The following is a 25,259-nucleotide window of genomic DNA, read 5'->3' on the forward strand; positions in this document are numbered from 1 at the left end:
CCCCATCGATTGCTTATCCCGGGGTCCCGAAAGCTTTGCGCCAGGCGCGGTAGGCAAGAGATTTGGCGCTATTCCGGGCCGGCCAGCGCCGGGGCGGGGCGGGGGTGAAGCCGAGCTTGCGTATCAGTCCGTTGAAGCACCGCGCGCCAGCTTCGGCATAGCTCCATTCGCTGCGCCAGGTGATCGAGAGCGAGAGCGAGGGTCCCGAACCGTTGCGGACGAAATGCGGGGCCATTACCGGGACGTAGACGGCTTCGCCCGGTTCGATGGCGATCGCCGTTCCGCCGGATCGCAAACCTTCATGCCAGGGCAATTCGCGCGGTCCGCCGAGGTGATAGCTTTCATGCACTATGTCGGGTGCGTAGCGCGTGTCCCCCGCGGGGAACTGCGTCATCACCTTCGCGCCCTTCAGCTGCAGCAGGATGTTATGCTCGGGGTCGAAATGATAGGGCGTGACGGCGTTCGGGCTCGAAATGAAAATGAACCCCTGCGGTGTCAGCATTTTGCCGGTGGCGGATTCGATCGACGGCCGCAATTCCTCGAGCAGCGCCATCAGCAAGACTTCGTAGGCAGGGACCTGCTCGATATTCTTGAGCACAGCCCAGCTGTTGCTGGTGGCGATATGCCGGATCGTCTCGCCAATCGTCATGCCATTGGTACCGGGTTTGCCGTCGATCCCGATCGGCAAGTCCCCGCGATTGTACTCGACCGATGCGGCGGGCAGGTCTTCGCCCAACTGCGCAAGCCGGTCGAGCGACAGGCGCGCGTCGGCGTCCAGCCGGTGGCGCAGGACATGCGGCGTCTCGGGATAGCCGTGGGCGAAGGCGGTCAGGGACTGTTGCGGAAAGACGCGGAGCGCTGCGGCGGAGAGGGCGGGATCGTGTCTGGTCACTGCCTTTTCCTCGTGCGGTAGAGCTCGATAGCCGTCAGCATGGCCCCGATCCCGCGGCGGAGACGCCCGCCGATGGGGATGGTGAGCATCGCGATTTCGCGGCGGTCAGGCCAAATCTGTCCGATCATCGGATGGTTCGGTGCTGCGCAACTGTCGGACAGCGTAACACGTTTGCATTCCAGTATGGCGAGGTTTTCGACCTGCAACAGCATTCCCGGCGATAGCTTTGACAGGCTTTCGTCATAGGCCGTCTTGAAGCCGAAGGCATGAGGGGGGCTCACGAAGCTGGTCAGCATGGCCACCGGGCGTCCATCGAGATGGAAGGCGAGCCGTTCGAGTTTGCCCAGCTGCGCGGCTTCGGTCAGGCTTGCGCGGAACAACGCTTCGGTCGCGGGCGAGCTGGCCATGGCGGAACCCTGTTCCCCCTTCCAGCCAGCGCGTTCGAGTGCAAGGAATTCGTCGATCCACTGATCGAGACCGGCTTCGTCGGTCTGGCGGGAAAAGACGAATTGCCCCGATTCTTCCAGGCGGCGGCGCTTGCGCTGCAATTCCTTGCGCCGTTTCCTGTCGAGCGCGGTCCTGAGATGCTCCTGCGGCGTCGGCCCGGACCGCAGGGCGGCGCGTTCCACGCTCTGGACGACGCTCAGCTTGCGGCCAGTGGCGGCGGAAATGTCCTGCAGCGCAGCGTATGTGGCGCCGTCGGTTGGAATGTGTGTCAGATGCAGGAAAACACTGGTGCCCGCATGGCCATCGCACCAGTCGAGCAAATTTTTCCAGAATGGGCGCGCATAGCCTTCCTTGACCAGCGGTTCGCCGCAGAACGCATTGGCGTGTACCCAATTGGCAAGGTGCGGCAGCGGCTGCCCGTGATAGTCCCTGTCGCGCATCAGCGGCATCAGCCCGACCAGTTCGCCATCGGACACATGGCAGGCCAGCAATATGCTTCCATCAGGATCGAAGTGGCGCAGCGAATGCGCCAGAAACCATTCTTCGGCAAAGGGGTTGGGGGTGGCGCAATTGGTCGCGAGCCGACGCCATTGTTCGGCGAAGCCGGGGTCGACTGCTTTCCTCCACGGGAGGACCGAAAACCCTTCCGTCAGGACTGCGTCTGCGGAGTGATCGCGAGCGCGATCGGACCATGCCCTGGTCGTAAGATCGTCAATATACGTCACTCAGCCCTCCTTTCGGGCCGCAGCTTAGGGCCGAGGCGCTTAAACTCGGTTAACGCGCTGAAAAGGAACGCGTCAAATGAGAAGGGCGGCGGCACCTGGTGATGCCGCCGCCCTTACTTCGATTCGATCGGGATCAGCCCGCCGCGAGTGCTGCCAGCAGCAACAGGGCGACGATATTGGTGATCTTGATCATCGGGTTCACTGCGGGTCCCGCAGTGTCCTTGTACGGATCGCCCACGGTATCGCCGGTCACTGCGGCCTTGTGGGCTTCGCTGCCCTTGCCGCCGTGATTGCCGTCCTCGATGTATTTCTTCGCATTATCCCATGCGCCGCCACCGGCGGTCATCGACAAGGCCACGAAGATCCCGCCGATGATCACGCCGAGCAACAAGGCACCGACAGCGGCGAAGGCGTTCTCCTGTCCAGCCAGGAAGTAGATCGCGTAGTAGACCACGATCGGCGCCAGTACCGGCAGCAAGGAAGGCACGATCATTTCCTTGATCGCAGCCTTTGTAACGAGATCCACCGTGCGGGCATAATCGGGCTTGCTGGTGCCCGCCATGATCCCCGCATCGCCCGCGAACTGGTCACGCACATCCTTGACCACGTCGCCGGCCGCGCGGCCCACGGCGGTCATGCCCATCGCACCGAACAGGTACGGGAGCAGTGCACCGAGCAGCAGACCGACGATCACGTAAGGGTTTTCGAGGCTGAAATCGACGTCCGCATCGGGGAAGAACTCCGCGAGGTCGGTCGTATAGGCCGCGAACAGCACCAGTGCGCCCAGACCCGCCGAACCGATGGCATAGCCCTTGGTCACTGCCTTGGTGGTGTTGCCCACCGCGTCGAGCAGATCGGTCTTCTCGCGCACGCTGTCGTCGAGACCGGCCATCTCGGCGATCCCGCCGGCGTTATCGGTCACCGGACCATAGGCATCGAGCGCCACGACCATGCCCGCCAGCGCCAACATGGCGGTGGCCGCATAGGCGATCCCCATCAGCCCGGCGAGCTGGAAGGAAGCGATAATGCCGGCGACGATCACGAGCGTCGGCAGTGCGGTCGATTCAAGGCTGATTGCCAGACCCTGGATGACATTGGTGCCATGACCCGTCTCCGAAGCCTTGGCGATCGACTTCACCGGGCGGAAATTGGTGCCGGTGTAGTATTCGGTGATCCAGATGATCAGGCCGGTGATGGCCAGACCGACGACCGAACTCCAGAACAGGTCCCAGCCGGTGAAGGTGCGGACCTGTTCGGCGAGGCCTTCTTCCGCCAGCGGGGCGCCCGGATCGATCCCGGCGGGTGCGCCGCCGATTTCGGTACCCATCCCGCCAAGTGCCTGATCCATGACCAGCCAGATCAGCGGAACCGCCAGCACGGCAGTGATGATGAAGCCCTTGTACATCGCGCCCATCACATTCGAGCTGCCCTTGCCGAGCTTCACGAAATAGGTCCCGATGATGCTGGTGACGATGCATGCCCCGCCGATCAGCAGCGGCAAGGACATCATCGGCATGAGCAGATCGCCCAGCGCGTCGCCGAACAGCAGCGCGGTGAGGACCATGGTGGCACCCACGGTGACGACATAGGTTTCAAACAGATCGGCAGCCATGCCGGCACAGTCGCCGACATTGTCACCGACATTGTCGGCGATGACAGCCGGGTTGCGCGGATCGTCTTCGGGAATGCCCGCTTCGACCTTGCCGACCAGATCGGCGCCGACATCGGCGGCCTTGGTGAAAATCCCGCCGCCGAGACGCGCGAAGATCGAGATCAGCGAGGCACCGAAAGCGAGGCCGATGAGGCCGTCGATCACTTCTCGGCTGTTCGGCGCATGCCCGCCCGGACCGGTGAGGTACCAGAAGAACACCGCGATCGCGAGCAGTGCGAGGCCAGCCACGAGCATGCCGGTGATCGCACCTGCACGAAAGGCGAGGGTCAGGCCCTGCTGTAAGCCGCTTTGTGCGGCGGCGGCCGTGCGAACGTTGGCCCGCACCGAGATGTTCATCCCGATGAAGCCTGCAACGCCCGACAGAATCGCCCCGATGACAAAGCCGGTTGCCGGTACGATGCCGAGGAACACGAATACCAGCACCGCCACGACCACGCCGACAAGCGCGATGGTGGTATACTGGCGTTTCAGATAGGCCTGCGCGCCTTCCTGGATGGCGCCTGCGATTTCCTGCATTCGTTCGTTGCCGGCGCCTGCGCCAAGCACCTGGCGGCTGGTGAAGAAGCCGTACACGACGGCCACAAGTCCCAGCAGAATTGCTATGAGAACTAGGTCCACGAAAATTCCCCCTCCCGTTTGATTTTTATATTTATGCGACCCGCCGTGGGAAACGCCGGGGCACGTGGGGCAAGGTATAAGCGGCGCGTGTTACGTGACAAGGCCGAAATGCGCAGCAATCGGAACCTGCCAGCCGCGTGCGGCGCAACCGATCAGTGGCGGTAGCCGAGACCGTCTTCGGGCGTGAGAATTTCCCCGTCGAGCGCGAGCCGGGCCGGACCCTCGGCAACCGTCCCGATACGCGTTGCGGGTACGGGCACATCGGCGTCGGGCGACGCGGTAAACAGTAACTGGTAATCATCCCCCCAGCGCATGCATTCGTCCACGCGTTCGGGGTCGGCCACGGGAATTGCACTGCGGTCGAGGTCGAACCGCGCACCGCTCGCTTTCGCCATGCGCCAGCTGTCTAGCAGCAGGCCGTCGGAGATATCCATCATTGCGCTGACATGCGGTGCCAGCGCGCGTCCTTCGGCCAACAGCGGACGGGGGCGGCGATAGGCAAGATCGTCGGCGCTGCCCGACCCGCGATCGACCAGTCCCAGCATCGCCCGGCCGAGCGCACCGGTGACGAATATTGCGTCGCCCGCGTGGGCGCTGCGCCGGTCGGGGACGGGTGTGTGCGTGGCCCTGCCGATAGCGGTGCAGCCCCACACGCGGCGTCCATCGGCGCGCACTGTGTCCCCGCCCAACAGCGGAGTGGCATAGGTCTCGAGCACCTCGCGCAGGCCCGCGACGAAGCGTTCGTCGGCCTCGCCCAGCATGTGCGATACCAGTACTCCGACGGGGGCGGCGCCCTTGGCAGCAAGATCCGACAGGTTCACCGCCACCAGCTTCCACGCGATATCGGCCGGGTCCTCATCCTCGCGGACGTGGACGCCCTGGACCAGCGTATCGTGTGTCAGGACGAGCTGTTCGCCGCCGATCTCGATGATTGCGGCATCATCGTCGAGGCCGCGCGCGGCGGGTGTGTCGGCCAGCGCCTTCAGCGCGGCAACGAACGCGCTTTCGTTCAGCGCCCCGCCTCTTTGGCCACCGCGTCGAGAATGCCGTTGACGAATTTCGCCTCGCGATCGTCGAAGAACGCCTTGGCGACGTCGACATATTCGCTGATCGAACTGGCCTTGGGCACGTCCGGACGGGCGATCAATTCATAGGTGCCTGCGCGCAATATCTGCAGCATGGTTTTGTCGAGCCGCGCCAGCGTCCAGCCCTGCGCCAGACGCGCGGTCAGGCGCTCGTCGATTTCCTCGCGCCGCGCATCCACCCCGCCGACGATATCGTCGAAGAAGTCGATATCCGCATCGGCATATTCCTCGTCCTCGATCACGCGGCCGAGGCGGTGCTGGTGGAATTCATCCAGCAGGCGGGCAAGCTTGGTGCCCTCCATCTGCTGCTGGTAAAGTGCCTGGACAGCGCCGAGGCGGGCGGCGCTGCGCGCCTGGGATTTGGGTTTCTGGCTCATTTCAGTCTCGTGGAAATCGATAGGGCATGCGCGGGAAGGCCTTCGGCTTCTGCCAGCTTCACCGCTGCAGGGCCGATGGCAGCCAGCGCGGCTTCGGAGGCATCGATAAAGCTGGTGCGCTTCATGAAATCGAGCACCGACAAGCCGCTCGCAAAACGGGCGCGGCGACCGGTGGGAAGGACGTGGTTGGGGCCGGCGATATAATCACCCACCGCTTCGGGCGTATGCCGCCCGAGGAAGACGCTGCCCGCATGGCGCATTCGGTCGAACAGCGCCTGCGGTTGATTGACCATCAGTTCGACATGCTCGGCGGCCAGCCGGTCCGACAGGGCGGGGGCCTCATCAAGGCTGTCGACGATCACGATCAGCCCGTGGCCATCCCAGCTGATCTTGGCGGTCTTGGCAGTCGCCAGCTTCATCAGCGCGACATCGATGGCATCTTCGACCTGGCGGGCCAGCGGTTCGCTGTCGGTGATCAGGATCGACTGGCTGGTCGGGTCATGCTCGGCCTGGCTGAGCAGGTCGGCGGCGATCCAGTCGGGATTGTTGTTGCCATCGGCGATCACGAGGATTTCGCTGGGCCCGGCGACCATGTCGATCCCGACCACGCCATACAGCTGGCGCTTGGCCTCGGCCACCCAGGCATTGCCCGGCCCGGCGATGACGTCGACCTTGCCGATCCGCTTGGTGCCATAGGCGAGCGCGGCCACCGCCTGCGCCCCGCCGACCCGCCAGATTTCGTCCACGCCCGCAATATGCGCGGCGGCGAGCACCAGCGGATTTACCTCGCCCTTGGGAGTCGGGGTGGTGACGACCAGTCGTTCGACACCCGCGACCTTGGCGGGAATCGCATTCATCAGCAGCGATGAGGGATAGGCCGCGCGTCCACCCGGAACGTAGAGCCCGGCAGCATCGACCGCGTTCCAGCGGGCACCCAGCCGCATGCCGATGTCGTCGGTGTAATCGCGATCCTCGGGCAATTGGCCTTCGTGATAGGCGCGAATGCGGCTGGCCGCGAGCTCGAGCGCATCGCGCAATTCTGGATCGAGCGCGTCATAGGCGGCGTGGCACTCGGCGGGGTCGATCCGCCAGTCGCTGTCTTCGCTCAGCCGGTGATGGTCGAAGCGCGCGGTGTAATCCACCAGCGCATCGTCGCCGCGCTCGCGCACTTCATTGATCATGTTCGCGACATCGCGGCCGACCTGCGTATCGCTTTCGCGGCGGTTGCGCACGATGCGCGCGAAGGTGTTCTCGAAGCCTTCAGCCGAAGTTCGTAGCCATTGCATCAGGCGGCCTCGCGCTTTGCTGCATCGGCGCGAAAGCCCTCGACCAGCGCGGCGACCCGCGAATCGGTTTTCAGCGCCGCCCGGTTGACGATCAGGCGCGCGGAAATGTCGAGGATGCGGCTGGTTTCGACCAGGCCGTTCTCGCGCAGGGTGGTGCCCGTCGAAACCAAATCGACGATCCGTCCGGCGAGGCCCAGCGCAGGGGCAATTTCCATCGCCCCGTTGAGCTTGACGCATTCGGCCTGGATGCCCTGCCGCTCGAAATGGCGGCGGGTGAGATTGGGGTATTTGGTCGCGACGCGAAGGTGGCTGGCGCCATCGATGCTGGCCCCACCTTCCTTGGGTTCGGCCACAGACAGGTGGCAATGGCCGATATCCAGATCGACGGGGGCGTAGAGATCGGCATAATCGAATTCCTCGATAACATCCGATCCGACGATACCCAGCTGCGCCGCGCCATGCGCCACGAAGGTCGCCACGTCGAAAGCGCGAACGCGGATGAGGTGCATGTCCTCGCGCGTGGTGGCAAAGGTCAGCGAGCGGTTGGCCTTGTCGTGAAAGCCGTCTTCCGGCACCACGCCGGCACGTGCCATGACCGGCAACGCCTCGTCGAGGATGCGGCCCTTGGGAACGGCGAAGGTCAGGCGATCATTCATGGGGCGCAGATAGGCAGCGGGGGTGTAAAGGGCAATGGCGATCGACAAGGCTCAATATCGCGTGACCGAACCGGGGGCCACGGGACCCGTGGCAGTGGCGCGGGCGTTCGAAAACCAGGTCGCCTATTGCCGTGACAACGGCGCGCCGATCACCGCGCTGGTGTGCGAGGCGCTGTACCAATTGCTCGAGACCGAGCGCGGCGGGGCGGTGATGCGCCGGGTGCGGCGCTGGGCCGGACCTGCGCTGGCCGATGCTCTGCCGCTGCGTGTCGCAGGCGGACTGCATGCGCTGCATCTTGGCGGTGAGGAGCCCGCGCTGGCCCCGATCTATGAAGGGCTGGGCCCGACTCATGCCGCCGAATTGATCGCCGATGCGATCGAACGGCACGAACCCTACCTCATGCCATGGCTCGACGGGCCGCCGCAGACCAATGAGGCCGGGCGATCGGCCAATTTCGCTGCGGCTTTCCTGTGGCTGGTGGATCGCGGTCTGCCTGCGGATCTCGACCTGCTCGAGATCGGATCGAGCGCAGGGATCAACCTGATGATGCGGCGCTATCGCTACGAACTGGGTGGGGTGGCGGTCGGGCCGCCGACCGCGCGGATGAAGCTGGTGCCCGAATGGCGCGGCGATGCGCCGCCTGCCCGCAGCTTCGATATCGTCGGCGCGCAAGGGTGCGATGTCGCCCCTGTCGATCTCACCGATCCGGCGCAGGCCTTGCGCTTGAAAGCCTATATCTGGCCCGAGTTCACCGAGCGTTTTGCGCGCATGGACGCCGCGGTCGAAGCCGCGAATACTTTCCTGCCCAAAATTGCGCGGATGAACGCGGCCGATTTCCTCGAGGAGCGGCTTGGCGAGCCGCAACCCGAAGGCACCACGCGGGTGCTGATGCATTCGGTAGTCTGGCAATATATTCCCGCCGACGAGCGCGAGCGGATCGTCGCCTTGATGGAAGCGGCGGGCAAGCGCGCGGGCGAAACCACGCCGCTCGCCTGGGTCAGTCTCGAAGCCAATCGCGACACCCACCGGCATGAACTGATGGTCCGCTACTGGCCGGGTGGGGACAGCTGGCACCCACTCGCGACCGCACATCCTCACGGCGCTTGGATCGAATGGGCCGGCTGATCAGGCGGTGCGGTCGAGGAACGCGTCTGCCGCGGCGTTGAAGGCGCCCGGCGCTTCCCATTGGACGAAATGCCCGCAGTCGGGGACCTGTACGATCTCGGGGTCCGTGATCACCTCGTCGAGCCCATCGAGATTGGCAGGCGGTAATGCCTCGTCGGCCATCGCCCAGATGACCAGTGTCGGCAGCGTCAGCTTGGGCAGCGGGTAGAGCTGGTAGTCTTCCGGAAGCGCGTAGGGCGCATCGAGCGGTGGTACTTCCATCGGGCTCGCGCGGTAATAGTTGAGCATTCCGAACGCCGCATCGGGATCGGACCAGTCCTTCAGCATTGCTGCTGCTTCATCTTCGTCGATCCTGCTCATGACCTGGCCCTCGAATGCTTTCATCAGCAGCGGAGCAAGGCCATGCTCGCGCACCAGCGCATCATTTGCCGGGTCGCGGAATTCGGTGAAATACTGGCTCGCCTCGCGCTGCTGGCGGTTGGTGTAGAGCAGTTTGGGAAACAATACCGGATGCGGCGCATTGGCAATGATCGCGCGCGTAACGCGGCCGTTCGCCATGCCGCCATAGGCCACGCCCCAGGCGATCGCGCCGCCCCAATCGTGGCCGACAATGGTGAAGGTTTCGACCCCAAGCGCATCGGCGAGCAGGAAAACGTCGCCAACCAGTTTGTCGGGCGTATAGGCTTCGACCTCCTGCGGCTTGGACGACCCGCGATAGCCGCGCTGGTCGGGCGCGATGCAGCGAAAGCGGTCGGAAAAATGCGCGATCTGGTTGCGCCAGGTGCGGTGGCTTTCGGGGAAGCCGTGCAGGAAAATCAGCAACGGCGCATCGCGCGGGCCTTCGTCCACCACATCGAGCTCGATGCCGTTCGCCAGCACCACGCGCTTCTGCTGCAGCGCCATGCTCAACTATCCGCCTTCATCTTGTCCATATATCCGGCCGCGACCATGCCCGCGACCTGGTCGAGCAGTTGATCGGGCGTCCGGCGCAGTTCGCCCATCGCCTCTTCCATGCCTTCGGCGACGATGATTTCGCGCTGGTTGGCCTCTACCGCGTCGACGATCCGTTTGGCGGCTTCGTCCGGGGCAATGCCGTTGTCGATTACCTTGTCGCTGCGACCGCGCTTGCTGCCATCGGCGGTCAGCGCATTGCGGCTGACATCGGTGGCGATCGATCCGGGGCATACGACATGGACCGAAACGCCCTGCTGCGACAGCTCGGCGCGCAGCGCGTCGGCATAGCCCACTAGCCCGAACTTGGCCGCGCAATAGGCGGTGCGCATGGGCACGCCGACCTTGCCCGCGATCGAGCTGATGAACAGCAGATGCCCGCTGCCGCGCGCGGTGACGTGCGGCAGCAGCGCCTGCGTCGCGGCGATCTGCGCGGTGAGGTCGATGTCGATGATCTCGCGATAGACCGACATGTCGGTATCCACCGCCGCGCTGCGCTGCGACACGCCCGCATTGGCGACGAAGATATCGACCCCGTTCCGCCAGCCGATCGCCTGCTCCGTCGCGGCGAGCATCGCCTCGTCATCGCGGACGTCGAAGGGAAGGACCAGCGTGTCGGTCGCGATCTCGCCAGCCACTGCGCCCAATCTGCCCTCGTCGCGGCCCGACAGGATGATGCGCGCGCCGCGTGCCGCCCATTCACGCGCGAGCGCTGCGCCAATTCCGCTGCTCGCGCCCGTGATCCACGCCGTCTTGCCTTCGAAACTCATAATTCTCCCCCTCAAGGATAGGTAACGGTCTTCGGTGCGCCTTCGGGTAGCGGGATGCGCTCCTCCTCGTCGCCCGGCACCTTAGGAAATCTGTCTTCGCGCCAGTCTTGCTTGGCCTGCTCGATACGCTCGCGGCTGGAACTGACAAAATTCCACCACGCATGGCGCGGGGTGGTGAACGCCTCACCGCCCATTAGCATCACGCGTGCGCCGCCCTGGCTGGCAAGCGTCATGTCGCGCCCGGGCTGGAGTACAGCGAGCTCGAATTCCTTCAAGGCATGGCCATCCACGCTCGCATCGCCGCCCACCAGCATGACTGCGCGCTCGTCGGCATCGTCTTCCAGTGGGATCGCGCCGCCCGCGCCGAGTACGATTTCGGCATAGATGGTCTGCGCATAGGTGGTCGTCGGGGCGCGCTCGCCCCATAATTCGCCCATGATGACGATGGCCGTTGCGCGCCCGTCCTCGATCACCGGCAATTCGGTAATTGCCTCGAATGCGGGGTCGGTCTCTTCGCGCCCATCGGGCAACGCCAGCCATGTCTGCATCCCGTAGAGCCTGGGTCCGCCTGTGCGTTCCGCCTCGGGGGAGCGTTCCGAATGGACGATCCCCTTGCCGGCGGTCATCAGATTGACCTGTCCGGGCCGGATGGTCGAAAACGTACCGAGGCTGTCGCGGTGGTCGATCGCGCCTTCGAACAGCCAGGTGACCGTGGCGAGGTTGATGTGCGGATGCGGGCGGACATCCATGCCCGCGCCGAGATCGAGCTGCGCAGGGCCGAACTGATCGACGAAGATGAACGGCCCGACCATGCTGCGCTGGCGTGCAGGCAGCACGCGTCGGACCGTGAACTGGCCGAGATCGTGCGTAGTCGGCGTGAGCGTCTGCGCAAGCGTACTCACAGCTTTTCAGCTTCAGAAGCTAATCTGGTTTGATAAACCAAGTTCAGCAGCGGTAGCAGCTTATCCATATAGAAAACGGATATGTTCACGCCATTGTTAAGCACCCAATTAGCTGAAAATCCCAAGGAGGTCTGCCGGTTGGAGAGTGGTTCTCCGTACTTTGAGGTAAGTGCGTCGACCAGTCCTTCGTAGTCACCTTTGAAAAGGTCTCCTCGATGCCCGAAGGTTACCTGTATAAGTCTTTTATCGAGGAAGAAAAAACAAACCTCGTAGGGGCTATTTAAAAGAAAGTAGTTTTGAATGTGAAGTGAGCACTTGGCTCCACCGCTGAGGGTCGTCGGCTCTGGGTTTTGCATCGCCGTGGGTTGTGCGGCTAAAACTTGTGATTCCGTCATACCGGTGTCGACGTTTTGCCAAAGTGTTTGAGCAGTCGCTGGAGCAGCCGCGAAGAGGAGTAATGCGATTGCGGATTTCAACATTGTTCAGTTCCCCTTATCCCGTCGGGGCCGAAGCCTGGATGGCCAGCGCATGGACACGCTCGCCGGGAATATCGCCAAGCGCCCGGTTCACCATCCGCTGACGTTCAAGACGGCTCTGGTCGGCAAAGGCGGCCGCTTCGATCACCACGGTGAAGTGCGATTCGCCGCTGCCATCGTCACCCGAATGGCCCGAATGCTTCGCGCTGTCATTGATCACCTCGAGCCGGGTGGGCGTGAACGCCTCGTTCAAAAGGCGTTCCATTTCCTGCTGGACGGATCCTGTCACGGGTACGATTCTCCTCTCGGGGGTTTTCTTAGCGCACTTCGCTCCCCATCCTAGAACGAATGCGCCAGACAAAGTTTCACGGACAGTATGCAGGCTCGGGTCGGGTCTGCGCGCACCCCACATGCGAAGAGCCGGGCGAGTTCCGCGCACCTAGCGGGCAGGGCCACGGGTTCGATGGACCGGCCGAATGGCGCTGGCTGTGTCTCGATCATGTGCGAGAATTCAACGCCGGCTATGATTGGTTCGAGGGCATGAGCGCGGAGGAAATCTTCGCCGCACAGGCGCCGGGTGCGGGCTGGCGCACCGAAAGCCCGAGCTTCCGCCCGACAGGCGGGGTCGACGGCATGCCGCGCTGGGCCGATTTCACCGATCCACTCGATGCGATCTCCGCGCGTGCCAGCGGGATCAAGAGCCGCGCGCGCCGTGAAGCCGAAATGGCCATGGACGGCCGCTTCAGCCGCGAGGAGGCCGAAGCGCTCGAAACGATGGGGCTAGGGCTCGATGTCGACCGACGCGGCCTGCGCCGCCGCTATTCTGAACTCGTGCGCCGCTATCACCCCGACCGCAATGGGGGTGATCGCCAGCACGAAACACGGCTCAACCGCGTGGTCGAAGCCTACCAATTGCTGCGCAAATCACGCGTGATCGCCTGACCGGCCTACCAGGTGCCGTTGGCAATCCGCGCTTGTCGATCTGCTTCGCGGCCGCTGGTGCTCGGTTTGAGCGCGTCGGCAGGATATGGCGGCAAATCGCCGCCCGGGACATAGCTGGCAACGATCGTCCCCTTGTCGGTGACATAGTGGTCGCTCATGGCCAGCTGGCGGGCCTGGATTTCCGCCCCGAACCAGCGTTTGCCGCGGCCCAGGATTACCGGGTAGGTGATGAGGATCAGCCGATCGAGCAAGCCGGCGCCCAGTAAGCCGGGATAGATCGACCCCGACCCTTGGACGATCAGGTCCGGCCCTTCGCTCTCCTTCAGCTTTGCCACCTCCTCCATACCCGTCAGGCGGTGGCTGTTCTCCCACGGGAGCGGGGCGTTGCTGCCGGTGAGCACGTATTTGTGGGCATCGGAGAACGTCTTGCCCAGCGCAGCCTCGGGGCCTTCGACATACGGCCAATAGGCAGCAAAGATATCGTAGGTCCGGCGGCCAAGCAGCAGATCGTATTCGCCGCCGAACAGCTCGCCCAAGGTCTGGTTTACACCATCGTCTGCAAGCTTGAACAGCCAGCCACCTTCGTCGAAGTCGTTGGTGGGGTCTTCGGTTGGCCCTCCGGGTGCCTGGATCACACCGTCGAGAGAGACGAACAGCGAGCCGGTGATCTTGCGTGCCATATCAGTCCCCGCGTTTGGCGGCTTCGATCGCGGCGATGTCGATCTTTTTCATCGTCAGCATCGCTTCCTGCGCGCGCTTCGATGCTGCGGGGTCGGGATCGGTCAGCGACGCCATCAAGGCGCGCGGCGTGATCTGCCAGCGATAGCCCCATCTGTCCTTGCACCAGCCGCACATGATCTCCTCGCCGCCATTACCGACGATCGCGTCCCAATAGCGGTCGGTCTCCGCCTGGTCCTCGGTATAGACCTGCAGCGAGTATGCATCGTTGGGGACGGTATGCGGCCCGGCATTTAGCAGCGCGTACGGTATGCCGAGCAGGGTCATCTCGACGATCTGGACCTCGCCGGCCCTGGTGCCGGGCACGTCGTTTACGGGCCGCACCAGATTGTCGATCCGGCTGTCGGGGAATGTTGCGGCATAAAACCGCGCCGCGTCCTCCGCCTCGCTGTCGAACCACAGGAATACGCTTGCTTTGCGTGCTTCAGGCATGGGCGGCCTCCCGCTGTGCGATCAGGTCGTTGTCGATTGTCTTCGCAGCAACATAGGCCTCGCGCCTGCGCAACCGTTCGGCATAGGCGGTGAAGGCATCGCGCTGGGGCAGGGTGCCGAACGCAATGCCCCAGTCGACCTGGCTGCCGACATAAACGTCCGCCATCGTGAAACGATCGCCGCACACGTAATCGCGCCCGGTCAGCATGGTTTCGAAGGCGTTGACCATGCGCTCGTAGCTGCCGAAGCCCAGCGTACCTTCCTTTTCGGTGTCGACCGACCAGCCCATCGAATTGGCGATGATGGCTTGCTCCACGGGCCCGGCGGCAAAGAACAGATAGCGGAAATAGCGCGCCTTCTCATGCGCTTCGGGCAGCAGGCCGGTGTCGGGGTGCATCTCTGCAAGGTAGTGGCAAATCGCTGCGGCCTCGGTCACGACATGATCGTGATCGCCATGATGGTGAACCAGCGTGGGAACCTTGCCCATCGGGTTGGCCGCGATGAACGCCGCGGGCTTTTCCTCCGTCGGGCCGTATTCGACGATCTGCTGTTCGTAATCCGCGCCCGCCTCTTGCAGCGCCCAGCGGACGATCTGTCCACGGCTCATCGGATTGGTGTAGAATGTATAGTCGGGCATAGTCCCTTTTCCTCCTCCGCTTACTTGCCGATCAGCGAGACCATCGCGCCCTGCGGATCGACCGCCTGGAGTGCAAATTCGCCGCCCGGAATTTCCATCGGCCCGTTGACGATTTGCCCGCCATTCTTCTCGATATGGGCCTTCGCCGCGTCGATTTGCGGGACGCGGAAATAATGGCACCACAGCGAAACCGGCATCTGTTCGGGCCGCTTCATCATCGCACCGAGCCCGTAATCGGCATGGACGTACATCTGATACGGGCCCAGCTCACCCATATCCATCGCCTCGCCTTTCTGCCAGCCGAACAGCGCGGAATAGAACGCGCCCGCTGCCGCCGGATCGTCGGTGACCAGTTCGTTCCAGGCGCAATGCCCATCGCGCGGTTCGTGCTTGGCGAAAGACTCGCTGCCCTCGCCCTCGGGCTGCATCAGGTAGAAGGGAGCACCCTGCGGATCGGCGACCATCGCCATATGGCCCACACCGTCGAGATGATTGGGTCCCATGAACAGCTGGCCGCCCCTGTCCTTCAGCGCGGCAATCGAGGCGCCGATATCGTCGACTGCGATATAGCCGATCCACGCCGGGCGCGCGCCGCCCTGCTGCATCTCCTCGGTCAATTGCATCATGCCGACCACTTCGGTGCCCGCCATGCTGCCGATCCGGTAATCGACGTCTGGCGTGCCGCTGTCGGCGAAGCTCCAGCCGAGCAGCGGTTCATAGAAGGCCTGCGCGGCATCCGCGTCGGTGGTCATCAGTTCGTACCACACGAAATCGCCCTGAGTGTTGGCCATGGTCATGCTCCCTTGAGTTCGGCGACGGGGGCGAACCCGCCAAAGATCAGCCGCTTGCCATCGAACGGCATGGGGTTCTTCTCCTGATCCATCCGCTCGTCGGAGAAATCCTCGGACATCATTTTCGCCATTGCGGCATCCCGGGTCTTCTTGTCCGGCCATTCGATCCAGGAGAACACTACGGTCTCGTCATCCTTGGCCTTGACCGCCTTGCGGTAATCGGTGGTTTCGCCGTCAGGCACGTCGTCACCCCAGCATTCGATCACGCGCGTCGCGCCGAGATCGATAAAGACGCTGTCGGCCGCTTCCGCATGCGCGGTAAACTTGTCCTTGTTGGCGGTGGGGACCGCCATCACAAATCCGTCGATATACATCTGCTCTCTCCTCCAGCGTTAAATCAGGCCATGGCTTCAGCGCGTGGCCATGTCGGTATATGCGTCATCTTGTCCTCGGGAACGGCGAAAGAGATCCCTGTACGTACAGGGTCTCAAGCTCCTTCGAGGGTAAGCGTCTCTGTATCCAGATCGTCGAGTTGCGCTTGTAGCGCGCGCTCGAAAGCGGGGCGCGCGCAGCCGCGTTCGATATAGGCATCGAGGCTGTCATATCGCTTCGCGAGCTCGCCACCGATTGTCCTCAGCAGGAAGATCAGCATGATGTCGGCGATCGAGAAATCGCCCGCGATCCACTCGTTGTCGCCGAGCGCGTCGACCACGCGCTGGAGACGCCCTTCCGCCAGCGGGGTCAGCGCGGCCACGGCGTCGGCGGTCGACGCTTTGTCGCCATGGAACAGCGGCAGGGTGGCGACCGGACGCACCGGCAGTTCGACCGAGTTGAGCGCGGCAAACAGCCAGCTGACAACCTTTGCGCGGGCGACGGGATCGCGCGGCAGCAGGTGCTCGTCCTGTTCGCCGAGATAGAGCAGGATCGCTCCGCTTTCGAACAATCCGACATCGCCATCGCGCAGGGCAGGGACCTGGTCGAAGGGCTGCCATGCGAGATATTCGGAGCCGCGCGGTTCATTGCCGTCGAGCAGGTGCGTGCGGTAAGGTCGGCCCATTTCCTCGAGCATCCAGCGGACCACCAGGTCGCGGACGTTACCTCGGGCGAAATCGGGTACCGTTTGGAAAGCGGTGATGGTGATGTCGGCGTCACCGGTCATGGTCTTTCTCCGCTGGATGCTACGGGACCTGATATAACCGGGACCAGCGCGCGCAGCTGAGGGAGGAGCAGCCACAGCCCGCCCCACACGATTCCGGCGAGGTAAATCCCGAAGAATGTGTGGCTGAACAAGGGGTTGGCGATACGGACATGGGTGGCGATCGCGCCGCCCAGATAGGCGGTTAACAAGATGGCCCCGAGCACGGCAGTTCGCGGCCAGGCATAGATCGCCGTGCAGGCCAGCAACACCAGCCCCATTGCGCGCCAGAAGCCAATATCGGTTGGCCAGCCCAGTGTGGCCGCGGTCTCACCGACTTGCGGCAGCCCGGCGATCTTCATCGCGGCATCGAGTAGGAAGAACGCTATTGCCAGCCCCGACAGGAGCCAGCCGATACGGCCAGCGTTGATGCTGGAGGTGGTGCCCGATGGGGGTAAGTCTGATGCGTGACTGGCCATGATATCTCCCGCGTTTCACGAGCCTGTTCCGACTCGATATTTGCAGACCATGACGTTCTGGGTTACTAAAGGCAACTATGAAGTTACAAAAAGAAACCAAGGGTCACGGAAAATGGTATGACGACGCCTGCGGGACGGCTTTCGCGATGGAGCTGGTGGGGGAACGCTGGTCGCTGCTGGTGATCAGGGAGCTCATGCTCGGGCCGCGGCGGTTCACCGATTTGCGCGCCAGCCTGCCGGGAATTTCGGCCAAGGTCCTGACCGAACGGCTGGCGGGGCTGGAGGAAGCAGGCGTTCTGAACCGGCGCAAACTGCCGCCGCCGGTGTCGGCGCAGGTCTATGAACTGACCGAATGGGGTTATCGCGCCGAACCGCTGGTGCAGGAGCTGGGGCGCTGGGCGGCGATGTCGTCGCGGCACGATCCCACGCTGCCGCTTTCGCCGGTATCGCTGATGCTGTCGATGCGCACCATGTTCGATCCCGTCAGGGCCGCGGGCCTGCAGGCGACGATTGGGTTCGACATTGCAGGCGAAACCTTTGTCGCGCGCATGGCGAATGGCGCATTGCCGATCAAGCGCGCCGATCCGGGTATTGCCGAGGCGGTGTTCCGCGCGCCCGGTGCCCCTGTTCTGGCGGGCTTGCTCTATGGCGGGGTTGGAGCCGACGAGCTGGAGCGCGATGCCGGGCTGGTCATCGAGGGGGACCGCGACCTGGCGCTCGCCTATGCCGACATTTTCGAGCTACCCGCGCCGATCGCCTAGGTCTGGCGGAACGCCCAGCGTAGCGTCTTGCCCATGCCCCAAGTCGCCGCGCGGGCCGGGAGCGCCGCCAGACCGGGGCGTTCGAGGCCGAGCATCGAGCGCGCAAAGGACGGCAGCAGCGCCACCGCCTCGGCTCCGAGCAGCGCCTGGACAGCGGCCGGGGCGCCTCTGGGTCTTTGGGTAAGCACGAGATCGGCGACCTCGCGGGCGGCGGGCGAGGCGGCCAGATCGCCGCGCAATTCGCGGAAGATCACCTCGGCCTCGGCGCGGTTCGTCGGCACCGGATCGGCGCCCAGCGCCAGCGCGATAACCGCGAACTGGCGATAGTATTCGTCCTGTTCGACGCCCGGCATATCGGGCCGAACATGGCGCAGATAGGCGGCAAGGAAACTGGTCGCTTCGGCGACATGCACCCACGCCAGCACACGCGGGTCGCTGGCCGCATAGGGCGATCCATCGGGCAATGTCCCGCCAACTGCGGCATGGATCCGGTTGACCCGCTCGATCGCGGCCTGCGCATCGTCGCGATGGCCGAAGGTCGTAACCGCGATGAATCGCGCGGTGCGGCGCAGGCGTCCGTGCATGTCGCTGCGGAAGTTCGAATGGTCGAGCACGCCCTGCAGCGCATGGGGATGCAGCATCTGCAGCAGCAAGCTGCGCACCCCGCCCACCATCATCGCCACGATATCGGCATGGACCAGGCGGATCGGACTGTCCTTGGGAAACAGGGCCTCGTCCGAAGGCGGCACCGGCTGCTGTCCGCCCTCGACATCGTTGAACACGCCGCGAACCTGCTCGACGAGCTTGAGGCGCAGGCGTTCGGACAGGCGGATCGGCGGCATCGACGCGACTATGCGGCCGCTTGCGGGGGGAGTCGAGCGGTGCTTGGGCCGGGCCGCAATTTCGTTGCTTGCAGCTACCTATCCATCCCGCTACCCCGCCACACGCGATGAACGATATGACCGACAAAAGCTTCGAAGCTTCCGCCAAGACCGTCCTTCCCGCGCCCGACATCACTGTCGATGTGCGCGAAACTTTCGGGATCGATATCGACTGGCAGGTGCCCGCTTTCTCCAAACCCGATGAGCGCACGCCCGACCTCGACGAATCCTACGTGTTCGACCCGGACACCACGCTGGCAATTCTTGCGGGCTTCGCACACGACCGCCGCGTGATGGTGCAGGGCTATCACGGCACGGGCAAATCGACGCATATCGAACAGGTCGCCGCGCGCCTCAACTGGCCGTGTATCCGCATCAATCTTGATGCGCATATCAGCCGTATCGACCTTGTCGGGCGCGATGCCATCGTGCTGCGCGACGGGCTGCAGGTCACCGAATTCCGCGAAGGCCTGCTGCCCTGGGCACTGCAACACCCGGTCGCACTGGTGTTCGACGAGTATGACGCGGGCCGCCCCGACGTGATGTTCGTGATCCAGCGCGTGCTCGAACAGCAGGGCAAGCTGACCCTGCTCGACCAGAACCGCGTGATCCGCCCCGATCCGGGCTTCCGCCTGTTCGCCACCGCCAACACGGTCGGTCTTGGCGATACCTCGGGTCTTTATCACGGCACGCAGCAGATCAACCAGGGCCAGATGGACCGCTGGAACATCGTCGTCGGGCTCAACTACCTGCCGGCCGAGATCGAGCAGAAAATCGTCGACGCGAAGAACCCCGATATCGATCCCAAGATCCTCGCCGATATGATCAAGGTCGCCGACCTGTCGCGGCAGGGGTTCATCAATGGCGATATCTCGACCGTGATGAGCCCGCGGACGGTCATCACCTGGGCGCAGAACTACGCCATCTTCAAGGATGTCGGCTTCTCCTTCCGCCTCTCCTTCCTCAACAAATGCGACGAGGAAGAACGCATGCTGGTGGCCGAATATTACCAGCGCGTGTTCGGTGACGATTTGCCCGAGAGCGTGGTTGGCAAGGGTTAAGGCAAGACCCCCTATCCATGACTGTGTTGTTCGTTTAACACAGTAGTCGATGGGCCTATTCAACTTCTTCCGGCGCAGGCCGCAGCCGCTGGCGGAGCTTCCGTCGCACAGCGGCTATTACGCCACGCATGATGCGCTCGATTACGACGATTGGGACAGCCGGCTCGACCGGCTCGACAGCGCGCTCGACGCGGAAGAGAAGAAGCGTCTGCGCTGGTGGCAGCGCGACTACTGGCTTGGTCGGCGCAAGCGCTGGTGGCTGGGGCGCATTCTTGCGGCGATAATCGCCCTGTTCATCGTGCTGGTTGCATGGCTGGCGATCACCGCACCGCTGTCGAAATCGCTCGAACCGATTGCCCCCCCGCAGATCACGCTGCTTGCCGCCGATGGCACGCCGATCGCGCGCAATGGCGCGATAACCGACGAACCGGTCGCGGTGGCGGACCTGCCGCCGCATGTCATCGCGGCGTTCCTGGCGACCGAGGACCGGCGGTTCTATTCGCATTGGGGAATCGACCCGCGCGGGATTGCCCGGGCGGCCTTCACCGGGACCGGCGGGGGCAGCACGATCACCCAGCAGCTGGCAAAGTTTACCTTCCTCACCCCCGAACGGACGCTGACGCGCAAGGCACGCGAGGCTCTGATCGCGTTCTGGCTGGAAAGCTGGCTGACAAAGGACGAGATCCTCAGCCGCTACCTGTCCAACGCCTATTTCGGTGACAATGTTTACGGACTGCGCGCGGCGAGCCTGCACTATTTCTATCGCAAGCCGGAGAACCTGAAACCCAACCAGGCGGCGATGCTCGCAGGGCTGTTGCAGGCCCCCAGCGCCTATGCCCCGACGCGGCATTACGACCGTGCAGAACGGCGCATGCGGATCGTGGTGCAATCGATGGTCGATGCGGGCTATATTACCGAGGCCGAAGCCCGCGCGATGAAGCCGCCCGCGCTCGACGTGCGCACGCGCAACGATTTGCCCACGGGGACTTATTTCGCCGATTGGGCGCTGCCCGGTGCGCGCGAACTGACCGAGCAGGGCTATGAACGCCAGACGCTAACCACCACGCTCGACAGCCGCCTGCAGAATATCGCGCGGCAGGTGACGCAGGGCGCGCCGCTGGGCGGGGCGCAGGTCGCGCTCGTCGCGATGCGCCGCAATGGCGAAGTCGTGGCGATGATCGGCGGCAAGGATTACGCAAAATCGCCCTTCAACCGCGCGACGCAGGCCAAGCGCCAGCCGGGATCGACGATAAAGACCTTCGTCTACTTGGCCGCATTGCGCGATGGCTGGTCGCCCGACGACGAGATCGCGAATACCGAGATCACCGAGGGCAGCTACCGCCCGCGCAATGCCAACGAGCGGTATTCGGAGACGATCACGTTGCGCGATGCGCTGGCCAAGTCGAGCAATGTCGCCACGCTGCGGCTGTTCAACGAAGTCGGCTCGGAGAAGGTCATCCAGACCGCGCGCGATTTCGGCATCCGTGCCTCTTTCGTCGAAGGCGATCCGAGCATCGCGCTGGGCTCTACCAGCATGAGCCTGATCGAACTGACCGCCGCCTATGCAGGCATCGCCGCCAACGCCTTCCCGGTCGAGCCGCATGCTTTCGCACGCGAGGAAAAGGGTTGGTGGGAACGCCTGTGGGACGGACCCGATACGCTATCACGCCGGACGCATGACGATATCCAGGGGATGCTGCGCGCTGCCATCAATGACGGGACCGGGCGCGCGGCGATGCTGCGCGGGCCGAACTTCGGCAAAACCGGGACCAGCCAGGACAATCGCGATGCGCTGTTCGTCGGCTATGCGGGCGATCTGGTGGTCGGCGTATGGATCGGGAACGACGACAATTCGCCGCTCGCGGGCGGGATCAGCGGCGGCGGGTTGCCCGCGCAGATCTGGCGCGATTTCATGAATGGGGCAATGAATGTGAAGGCCGCGCCAAGCCAGCCCGCGCCGCGCGAACAAAACGATCCTGGCACGCCGATCGAGCCGCTCGATGTGCCCGGCCTCGATGACATTCCGCTGGGCGATGGCAATTCGCGCCTGCGCATCCGCGATGGCGAGGCGGTGTTCTCGACCGAGATCGACGGCTTCCCGGTCGACATCACCATTGGTGAGGACGGCCTCGGCTTGGACGAGCAAGCGATCGAGGAAGCTCGCCGGCGCGCGGACGAGCGCCGCTTCGAGGCGATCCGCAACCGCCGCGACGAGCGGCTGCGCGAAACCGAGGACGCGGGATAACTAGCCGGTCGGTTCGGCCATCAGGACATTCATCACTGCCGTCGCGATCGGGCGGCTGCGCTCGTCCTGCCACGCTTCGACGGTAATGTTCGCGCTGCGCCGACCAAGCTTGGTGATCCGCCCCATGGCATAGCTGGTGCGGCTCTTGCCTGCGGCAAGATATTGCACGGTAATGTTGATCGGCTTGAGCACGGCAGCACGGTCCTGCCGCGCCAGCTCGGCGCGCAAGACGGCGTAGCCCGCGGTTTCGAGCAGGCCGCCGGTCGCACCGCCATGGTAGTGATCGGGGCGCCCCTCGACCAGATCGTCGAACGGCACCGACAGGATTGGCGTGCCATCCTCCCAGCTATCGAGCGTAATGCCGAGCGAGCGGGCATAGGGCGTCAGCGCCTCGATTTCGGGGATGTCCGCCATGTTCACAGCCTCGCCGTCGATGCGATCTTCATGAAGACCGCCTGGATATGCGCCACCGGATCACCGGCATCGCCATCATGCGCGAGGCCCCGGACGAAAGCCGCGCTGCGCGTGAGACGATAGCATTGCGACCGCCCGAACACGCTCGCGCCCTCACGCGCGGGACGTACGTAATCGACCCGCAGGTCGAGCGTGGCGATGGCGGAAAACTCGTCCATCGCGCGCCAGATCGCCATGCCGCTGGCCATGTCCATCAGGCTGAGGATCGGTCCCGAGGCGAGCACGCGCTGGCCTTCTTCGCCGAGCAGGTCTTCACGCCATGGCAGTTCGAGTTCGACCCAATCGTCGCCATGGTCCGAATATTTCAGCCCCAGCCAGCCGGGATGGCCGCGTCCCGTAAAGAAGGACGTCGCCTTGGAGGGATCGAATTTTCGCGGCTGCTCGCTCATTGCCTGCCGCGATAGCCGCGCAGTTCGCGCGCTTACAATGTTTTAATTTCAAGCCGACCGCCTGCTTCGCCAGTCTCGCAAGTGGCGGACGGGGACACGGGGTCGGGGTTCGCCCGAATGTAGGAGAACCATATGAAATTTCCCGAGATCGAGCTGGGCAGTCTGCCCGATCTGGATACGGCCACCGGGCTGTTCGGTAGCTTTTCGACCGCCGGGACGGACGATACGGTCGTGGCGATCATGGTCTATGTCTACGACCACATGCTGGTCGAAATGCTGCTCTGACCGGTTGGCGGCGATATGCACATCGATCCGCAAATCGGCGCGCTGCGCGGTGACGCTGCCGCGCAGCGCGCCATGAGCGAGGCGGTTGCCCAGGTCGTGGCGGAGTGCCGCAAGGACGCGGGACTGGCACCAGTCCTTCAGGATCTCGAGGCCTACGGTTCGGGGACAAGGCTGGTCGATTGTCCGGCGCTCACGGACCTCTTTGCCAATGGCGGCGCGGCGCTGAGTGTCACTGCGCCGGTGGTGGGGAAGCTGGTGGAAGTGCACCGCGCGTATCCGCTGGCACAGCTGGCATTCCGCCACCAGTCGCGCCCGGGTTTCCACTTTCTCCAGCTGGCAGCGAAGGGGCGCGCCGCGCTGGGTCTGGCGCTCCACGACGATCAAGCGGCGCAGGATGCCAATGCGGCGGCGACATTCCCGGATAGCGAATGGGACGAAATCGTGCTGGCGGGCGCGGCCGATATCGCGCTGCTCGAAATCCGCGGAGAGCAACGCGATCATGCGGTCATCGACAGCCGCTACCGCACCATCGAGGCAGGCGACCGACTCAGCTTTGCCGGTGCGGCCAAATCGCGGATGGTCCGCCGGGTTCATGGGCGTTTTCTCACTCTCCGCCTCACCCGGGTCGCCCCGCGGCCCCAGCCGACCCGCCAATTCGATCTCGCCTCGGGCAGGCTGGTGCATCGGGCGAGCGGGGACCGGCACGAAAGCCGTGACGAGATGATGATGGCTTTGCTCGGCAGGATGCGCCGCACGGATGCGGCGCCCGTGTTTGCAGCGATGTCCCGCTCGGGTAGCGATCATTTGCGCTGGCAGGCGCTACGCGAGTGCCTGGCGCTCGACAGCGCGGCGGGATTTGCCGCGCTCGATAGGATTGCGACCGATGCGACCGATGACCTGGCGCCCGAGGCTGGCGCATTGCGCGCGCGGCTGGTGGAAGCCCATCCACAGCTCGCTCAATGGGAGCCCGCTCCATGCCCCGCGTAATCGCGAACCACGAATCCCGATCGGCCAGCCTTGCTGAAACCGTCGAGGCGATTGCCGACGGGTTCGATCCCCGGGACTCGGGCAGCACCGTGGAAGCCGCGGCAGCGCTCGCGCGGCTGGCGAACAACCGCAGCTTTCTCGGCGACCTCATGATCGATCACTTGCGCGAGCGGCATCGCGATACATTCGAGGACAGCGCCTATGGTCCGCAGGTCATCGTGCTGTCGCCGCTGGTCGACGGTTGTTTCCTGCGCGCCAATATCTGGCCGAGCGAGGACGAAAGCTGCTTCCGCAGCAGCGGTGCGGGCAGTTTCGTCTATGGCGTCCCGCACGACCACAATTTCGATTTCCTCACTGCGGGTTATTTCGGCCCCGGCTATCGCAGCGACTATTACGAGATCGACTATCCCTCGATCGCCGGATTTACAGGCGAACGCGTGGCTTTGCGGTTCGTCGAGCGCAGTGCGCTGCACGAGGGACGGCTGATGCACTACCGCGCGCATGTCGATGTTCATGCGCAGCTGCCGCCCGAGGCGACCTCGGTGTCGCTCAATATCATGCGGGTCGGGGCGGGGCAGGACTGGTTCGACCAATATGGCTTCGACCTAGAGCGGTCCCGAGTGAGCGCGGTGCTGAACCCCTCGGCCAGCGAGACCTTCTTGCGCTGCGCAGTGGCGCTGGGTGATGCTGACGCCCTCGACTTGGCCGAAGACTTCGGACGCCACCATCCCAGCGGACGGATGCGGCTAGCCTGCTACGAGGCGCGCGCGGGCCTTGCCAGCAGCGCGGCGGAGCGCGACGCCCTGTGGCGCGAGGCCGAACTGGCGGGGAATGTGATGCTGGCACGCGAGGCGCAGGCGCGCCGCGCCCGAATTCAGCCATAGAGCATTGCGAACAGCGCGAAGCCGAGGATCAGGAAGATCGCTGCAATGATCGCCAGCGCCCGCGACAGCGCGCGTTCGCGGTGGCCCAGCCCGGTGTCGGAATCCGCACCGTCGCCGGTAACGAGGTGCTTGAGGGCGTCGATCAGCCGCATCGC

At 64.2% G+C, this 25,259-nt stretch carries 31 protein-coding genes; 8 read left to right on the forward strand and 23 right to left on the reverse strand.

All coding sequences use genetic code 11. From position 1 onward, the window contains the following. Positions 1-13: 13 nt before the first annotated feature. The 7 genes from N6L26_RS01985 to hisG form a co-directional block, all read right to left on the reverse strand. Complete coding sequence (locus N6L26_RS01985) at positions 14-892, reverse strand: transcriptional regulator (RefSeq protein WP_412071335.1); 879 nt, start codon at positions 890-892, stop codon at positions 14-16. Further along, a complete protein-coding gene (locus N6L26_RS01990; RefSeq protein WP_263606378.1) occupies positions 889-2,064 on the reverse strand; it encodes a GNAT family N-acetyltransferase in 1,176 nt (391 codons plus the stop codon). Before N6L26_RS01990 ends, N6L26_RS01985 begins: the two co-directional genes overlap by 4 nt. 133 nt (positions 2,065-2,197) lie before the next feature. Further along, a complete protein-coding gene (locus N6L26_RS01995) occupies positions 2,198-4,354 on the reverse strand; it encodes a sodium-translocating pyrophosphatase (protein WP_263606379.1) in 2,157 nt (718 codons plus the stop codon). 152 nt (positions 4,355-4,506) lie between these two features. Continuing rightward, positions 4,507-5,367, reverse strand: coding sequence for a thiamine-phosphate kinase (thiL, locus tag N6L26_RS02000; RefSeq protein ID WP_318173624.1), 861 nt, complete (start codon positions 5,365-5,367; stop codon positions 4,507-4,509). Further along, a complete protein-coding gene (nusB, locus tag N6L26_RS02005) occupies positions 5,364-5,816 on the reverse strand; it encodes a transcription antitermination factor NusB (protein WP_263606380.1) in 453 nt (150 codons plus the stop codon). The genes thiL and nusB overlap by 4 nt, the downstream gene beginning before the upstream one ends. Then, positions 5,813-7,102, reverse strand: coding sequence for a histidinol dehydrogenase (hisD, locus tag N6L26_RS02010; protein ID WP_263606381.1), 1,290 nt, complete (start codon positions 7,100-7,102; stop codon positions 5,813-5,815). The genes nusB and hisD overlap by 4 nt, the downstream gene beginning before the upstream one ends. Beyond that, positions 7,102-7,758: an ATP phosphoribosyltransferase gene (gene hisG, locus N6L26_RS02015; protein WP_263607235.1), complete on the reverse strand. Its 657-nt coding sequence runs from the start codon at positions 7,756-7,758 to the stop codon at positions 7,102-7,104. The genes hisD and hisG overlap by 1 nt, the downstream gene beginning before the upstream one ends. A 34-nt stretch (positions 7,759-7,792) precedes the next feature. Here hisG and N6L26_RS02020 point away from each other — a divergent pair, with 34 nt between their 5' ends. Further along, positions 7,793-8,884, forward strand: a complete 1,092-nt coding sequence (locus N6L26_RS02020) for a DUF2332 domain-containing protein (RefSeq protein WP_263606382.1) — start codon at positions 7,793-7,795, stop codon at positions 8,882-8,884. On the opposite strand, the gene N6L26_RS02025 is transcribed toward N6L26_RS02020, so the two are convergent. From N6L26_RS02025 to N6L26_RS02045, 5 genes are read right to left on the reverse strand one after another with little or no spacing between them, the layout of a single operon-like run. After that, positions 8,885-9,787 carry an alpha/beta fold hydrolase gene (locus N6L26_RS02025; RefSeq protein WP_263606383.1) on the reverse strand — a complete coding sequence of 301 codons (903 nt, stop codon included), beginning with the start codon at positions 9,785-9,787 and terminating at the stop codon, positions 8,885-8,887. A gap of 2 nt (positions 9,788-9,789) precedes the next feature. Then, positions 9,790-10,605 carry an SDR family NAD(P)-dependent oxidoreductase gene (locus tag N6L26_RS02030; RefSeq protein WP_263606384.1) on the reverse strand — a complete coding sequence of 272 codons (816 nt, stop codon included), beginning with the start codon at positions 10,603-10,605 and terminating at the stop codon, positions 9,790-9,792. Positions 10,606-10,616: 11 nt separating this feature from the next. Beyond that, complete coding sequence (locus N6L26_RS02035; RefSeq protein WP_263606385.1) at positions 10,617-11,507, reverse strand: pirin family protein; 891 nt, start codon at positions 11,505-11,507, stop codon at positions 10,617-10,619. Continuing rightward, entirely contained in the window at positions 11,504-11,986 is a 483-nt protein-coding gene (locus N6L26_RS02040) for a hypothetical protein (protein WP_263606386.1), read from the reverse strand. Before N6L26_RS02040 ends, N6L26_RS02035 begins: the two co-directional genes overlap by 4 nt. 13 nt (positions 11,987-11,999) lie before the next feature. Further along, complete coding sequence (locus N6L26_RS02045; protein WP_263606387.1) at positions 12,000-12,272, reverse strand: BolA family protein; 273 nt, start codon at positions 12,270-12,272, stop codon at positions 12,000-12,002. 59 nt (positions 12,273-12,331) lie between these two features. Between N6L26_RS02045 and N6L26_RS02050 the strand changes: the two genes are divergently transcribed. Beyond that, entirely contained in the window at positions 12,332-12,925 is a 594-nt protein-coding gene (locus tag N6L26_RS02050; protein ID WP_263606388.1) for a J domain-containing protein, read from the forward strand. A 5-nt stretch (positions 12,926-12,930) separates the two neighbouring features. On the opposite strand, the gene N6L26_RS02055 is transcribed toward N6L26_RS02050, so the two are convergent. The 7 genes from N6L26_RS02055 to N6L26_RS02085 form a co-directional block, all read right to left on the reverse strand. Further along, positions 12,931-13,605 (reverse strand): dihydrofolate reductase family protein, encoded by a 675-nt coding sequence (locus N6L26_RS02055; RefSeq protein WP_263606389.1) that lies wholly within the window; start codon positions 13,603-13,605, stop codon positions 12,931-12,933. Between the two features lies 1 nt (position 13,606). Next, positions 13,607-14,095, reverse strand: a complete 489-nt coding sequence (locus N6L26_RS02060) for a VOC family protein (RefSeq protein ID WP_263606390.1) — start codon at positions 14,093-14,095, stop codon at positions 13,607-13,609. After that, entirely contained in the window at positions 14,088-14,732 is a 645-nt protein-coding gene (locus tag N6L26_RS02065) for a glutathione S-transferase family protein (RefSeq protein WP_263606391.1), read from the reverse strand. Before N6L26_RS02065 ends, N6L26_RS02060 begins: the two co-directional genes overlap by 8 nt. Before the next feature lie 20 nt (positions 14,733-14,752). Continuing rightward, a complete protein-coding gene (locus N6L26_RS02070; RefSeq protein ID WP_263606392.1) occupies positions 14,753-15,523 on the reverse strand; it encodes a VOC family protein in 771 nt (256 codons plus the stop codon). A gap of 2 nt (positions 15,524-15,525) precedes the next feature. Next, positions 15,526-15,897 (reverse strand): DUF1428 domain-containing protein, encoded by a 372-nt coding sequence (locus N6L26_RS02075; protein ID WP_263606393.1) that lies wholly within the window; start codon positions 15,895-15,897, stop codon positions 15,526-15,528. A gap of 113 nt (positions 15,898-16,010) precedes the next feature. Next, a complete protein-coding gene (locus N6L26_RS02080) occupies positions 16,011-16,682 on the reverse strand; it encodes a glutathione S-transferase family protein (protein ID WP_263606394.1) in 672 nt (223 codons plus the stop codon). Beyond that, complete coding sequence (locus tag N6L26_RS02085; RefSeq protein ID WP_263606395.1) at positions 16,679-17,137, reverse strand: DoxX family protein; 459 nt, start codon at positions 17,135-17,137, stop codon at positions 16,679-16,681. The genes N6L26_RS02080 and N6L26_RS02085 overlap by 4 nt, the downstream gene beginning before the upstream one ends. A gap of 77 nt (positions 17,138-17,214) precedes the next feature. Here N6L26_RS02085 and N6L26_RS02090 point away from each other — a divergent pair, with 77 nt between their 5' ends. Continuing rightward, entirely contained in the window at positions 17,215-17,898 is a 684-nt protein-coding gene (locus N6L26_RS02090; protein WP_263606396.1) for a winged helix-turn-helix transcriptional regulator, read from the forward strand. Here N6L26_RS02090 and N6L26_RS02095 read toward each other — a convergent pair. Next, positions 17,895-18,740 (reverse strand): oxygenase MpaB family protein, encoded by an 846-nt coding sequence (locus N6L26_RS02095; RefSeq protein WP_263606397.1) that lies wholly within the window; start codon positions 18,738-18,740, stop codon positions 17,895-17,897. The genes N6L26_RS02090 and N6L26_RS02095 overlap by 4 nt on opposite strands. Before the next feature lie 107 nt (positions 18,741-18,847). Here N6L26_RS02095 and N6L26_RS02100 point away from each other — a divergent pair, with 107 nt between their 5' ends. After that, positions 18,848-19,840: an AAA family ATPase gene (locus N6L26_RS02100; protein WP_263606398.1), complete on the forward strand. Its 993-nt coding sequence runs from the start codon at positions 18,848-18,850 to the stop codon at positions 19,838-19,840. 49 nt (positions 19,841-19,889) lie between these two features. After that, positions 19,890-22,085 carry a transglycosylase domain-containing protein gene (locus N6L26_RS02105; protein ID WP_263606399.1) on the forward strand — a complete coding sequence of 732 codons (2,196 nt, stop codon included), beginning with the start codon at positions 19,890-19,892 and terminating at the stop codon, positions 22,083-22,085. Here N6L26_RS02105 and N6L26_RS02110 read toward each other — a convergent pair whose 3' ends face one another. Then, positions 22,086-22,499 (reverse strand): PaaI family thioesterase, encoded by a 414-nt coding sequence (locus N6L26_RS02110; RefSeq protein WP_263606400.1) that lies wholly within the window; start codon positions 22,497-22,499, stop codon positions 22,086-22,088. 2 nt (positions 22,500-22,501) lie between these two features. Further along, complete coding sequence (locus N6L26_RS02115; RefSeq protein ID WP_263606401.1) at positions 22,502-22,948, reverse strand: PaaI family thioesterase; 447 nt, start codon at positions 22,946-22,948, stop codon at positions 22,502-22,504. Between the two features lie 132 nt (positions 22,949-23,080). Here N6L26_RS02115 and N6L26_RS02120 point away from each other — a divergent pair, with 132 nt between their 5' ends. Genes N6L26_RS02120 through N6L26_RS02130 form a run of 3 tightly spaced genes read left to right on the forward strand, consistent with a single transcriptional unit; the run spans position 23,081 to position 25,104 of the window. Next, positions 23,081-23,233: a hypothetical protein gene (locus N6L26_RS02120; RefSeq protein WP_263606402.1), complete on the forward strand. Its 153-nt coding sequence runs from the start codon at positions 23,081-23,083 to the stop codon at positions 23,231-23,233. Positions 23,234-23,248: 15 nt separating this feature from the next. Further along, positions 23,249-24,220, forward strand: coding sequence for a hypothetical protein (locus N6L26_RS02125; RefSeq protein ID WP_263606403.1), 972 nt, complete (start codon positions 23,249-23,251; stop codon positions 24,218-24,220). Continuing rightward, entirely contained in the window at positions 24,208-25,104 is an 897-nt protein-coding gene (locus tag N6L26_RS02130) for a transposase (protein WP_263606404.1), read from the forward strand. Before N6L26_RS02125 ends, N6L26_RS02130 begins: the two co-directional genes overlap by 13 nt. On the opposite strand, the gene N6L26_RS02135 is transcribed toward N6L26_RS02130, so the two are convergent. After that, entirely contained in the window at positions 25,095-25,256 is a 162-nt protein-coding gene (locus N6L26_RS02135; RefSeq protein WP_263606405.1) for a hypothetical protein, read from the reverse strand. The two genes, N6L26_RS02130 and N6L26_RS02135, sit on opposite strands and share 10 nt — an antisense overlap. Positions 25,257-25,259: the final 3 nt, after the last annotated feature.

The organism is Qipengyuania sp. SS22, from assembly GCF_025736935.1.
Taxonomy (GTDB): domain Bacteria; phylum Pseudomonadota; class Alphaproteobacteria; order Sphingomonadales; family Sphingomonadaceae; genus Qipengyuania.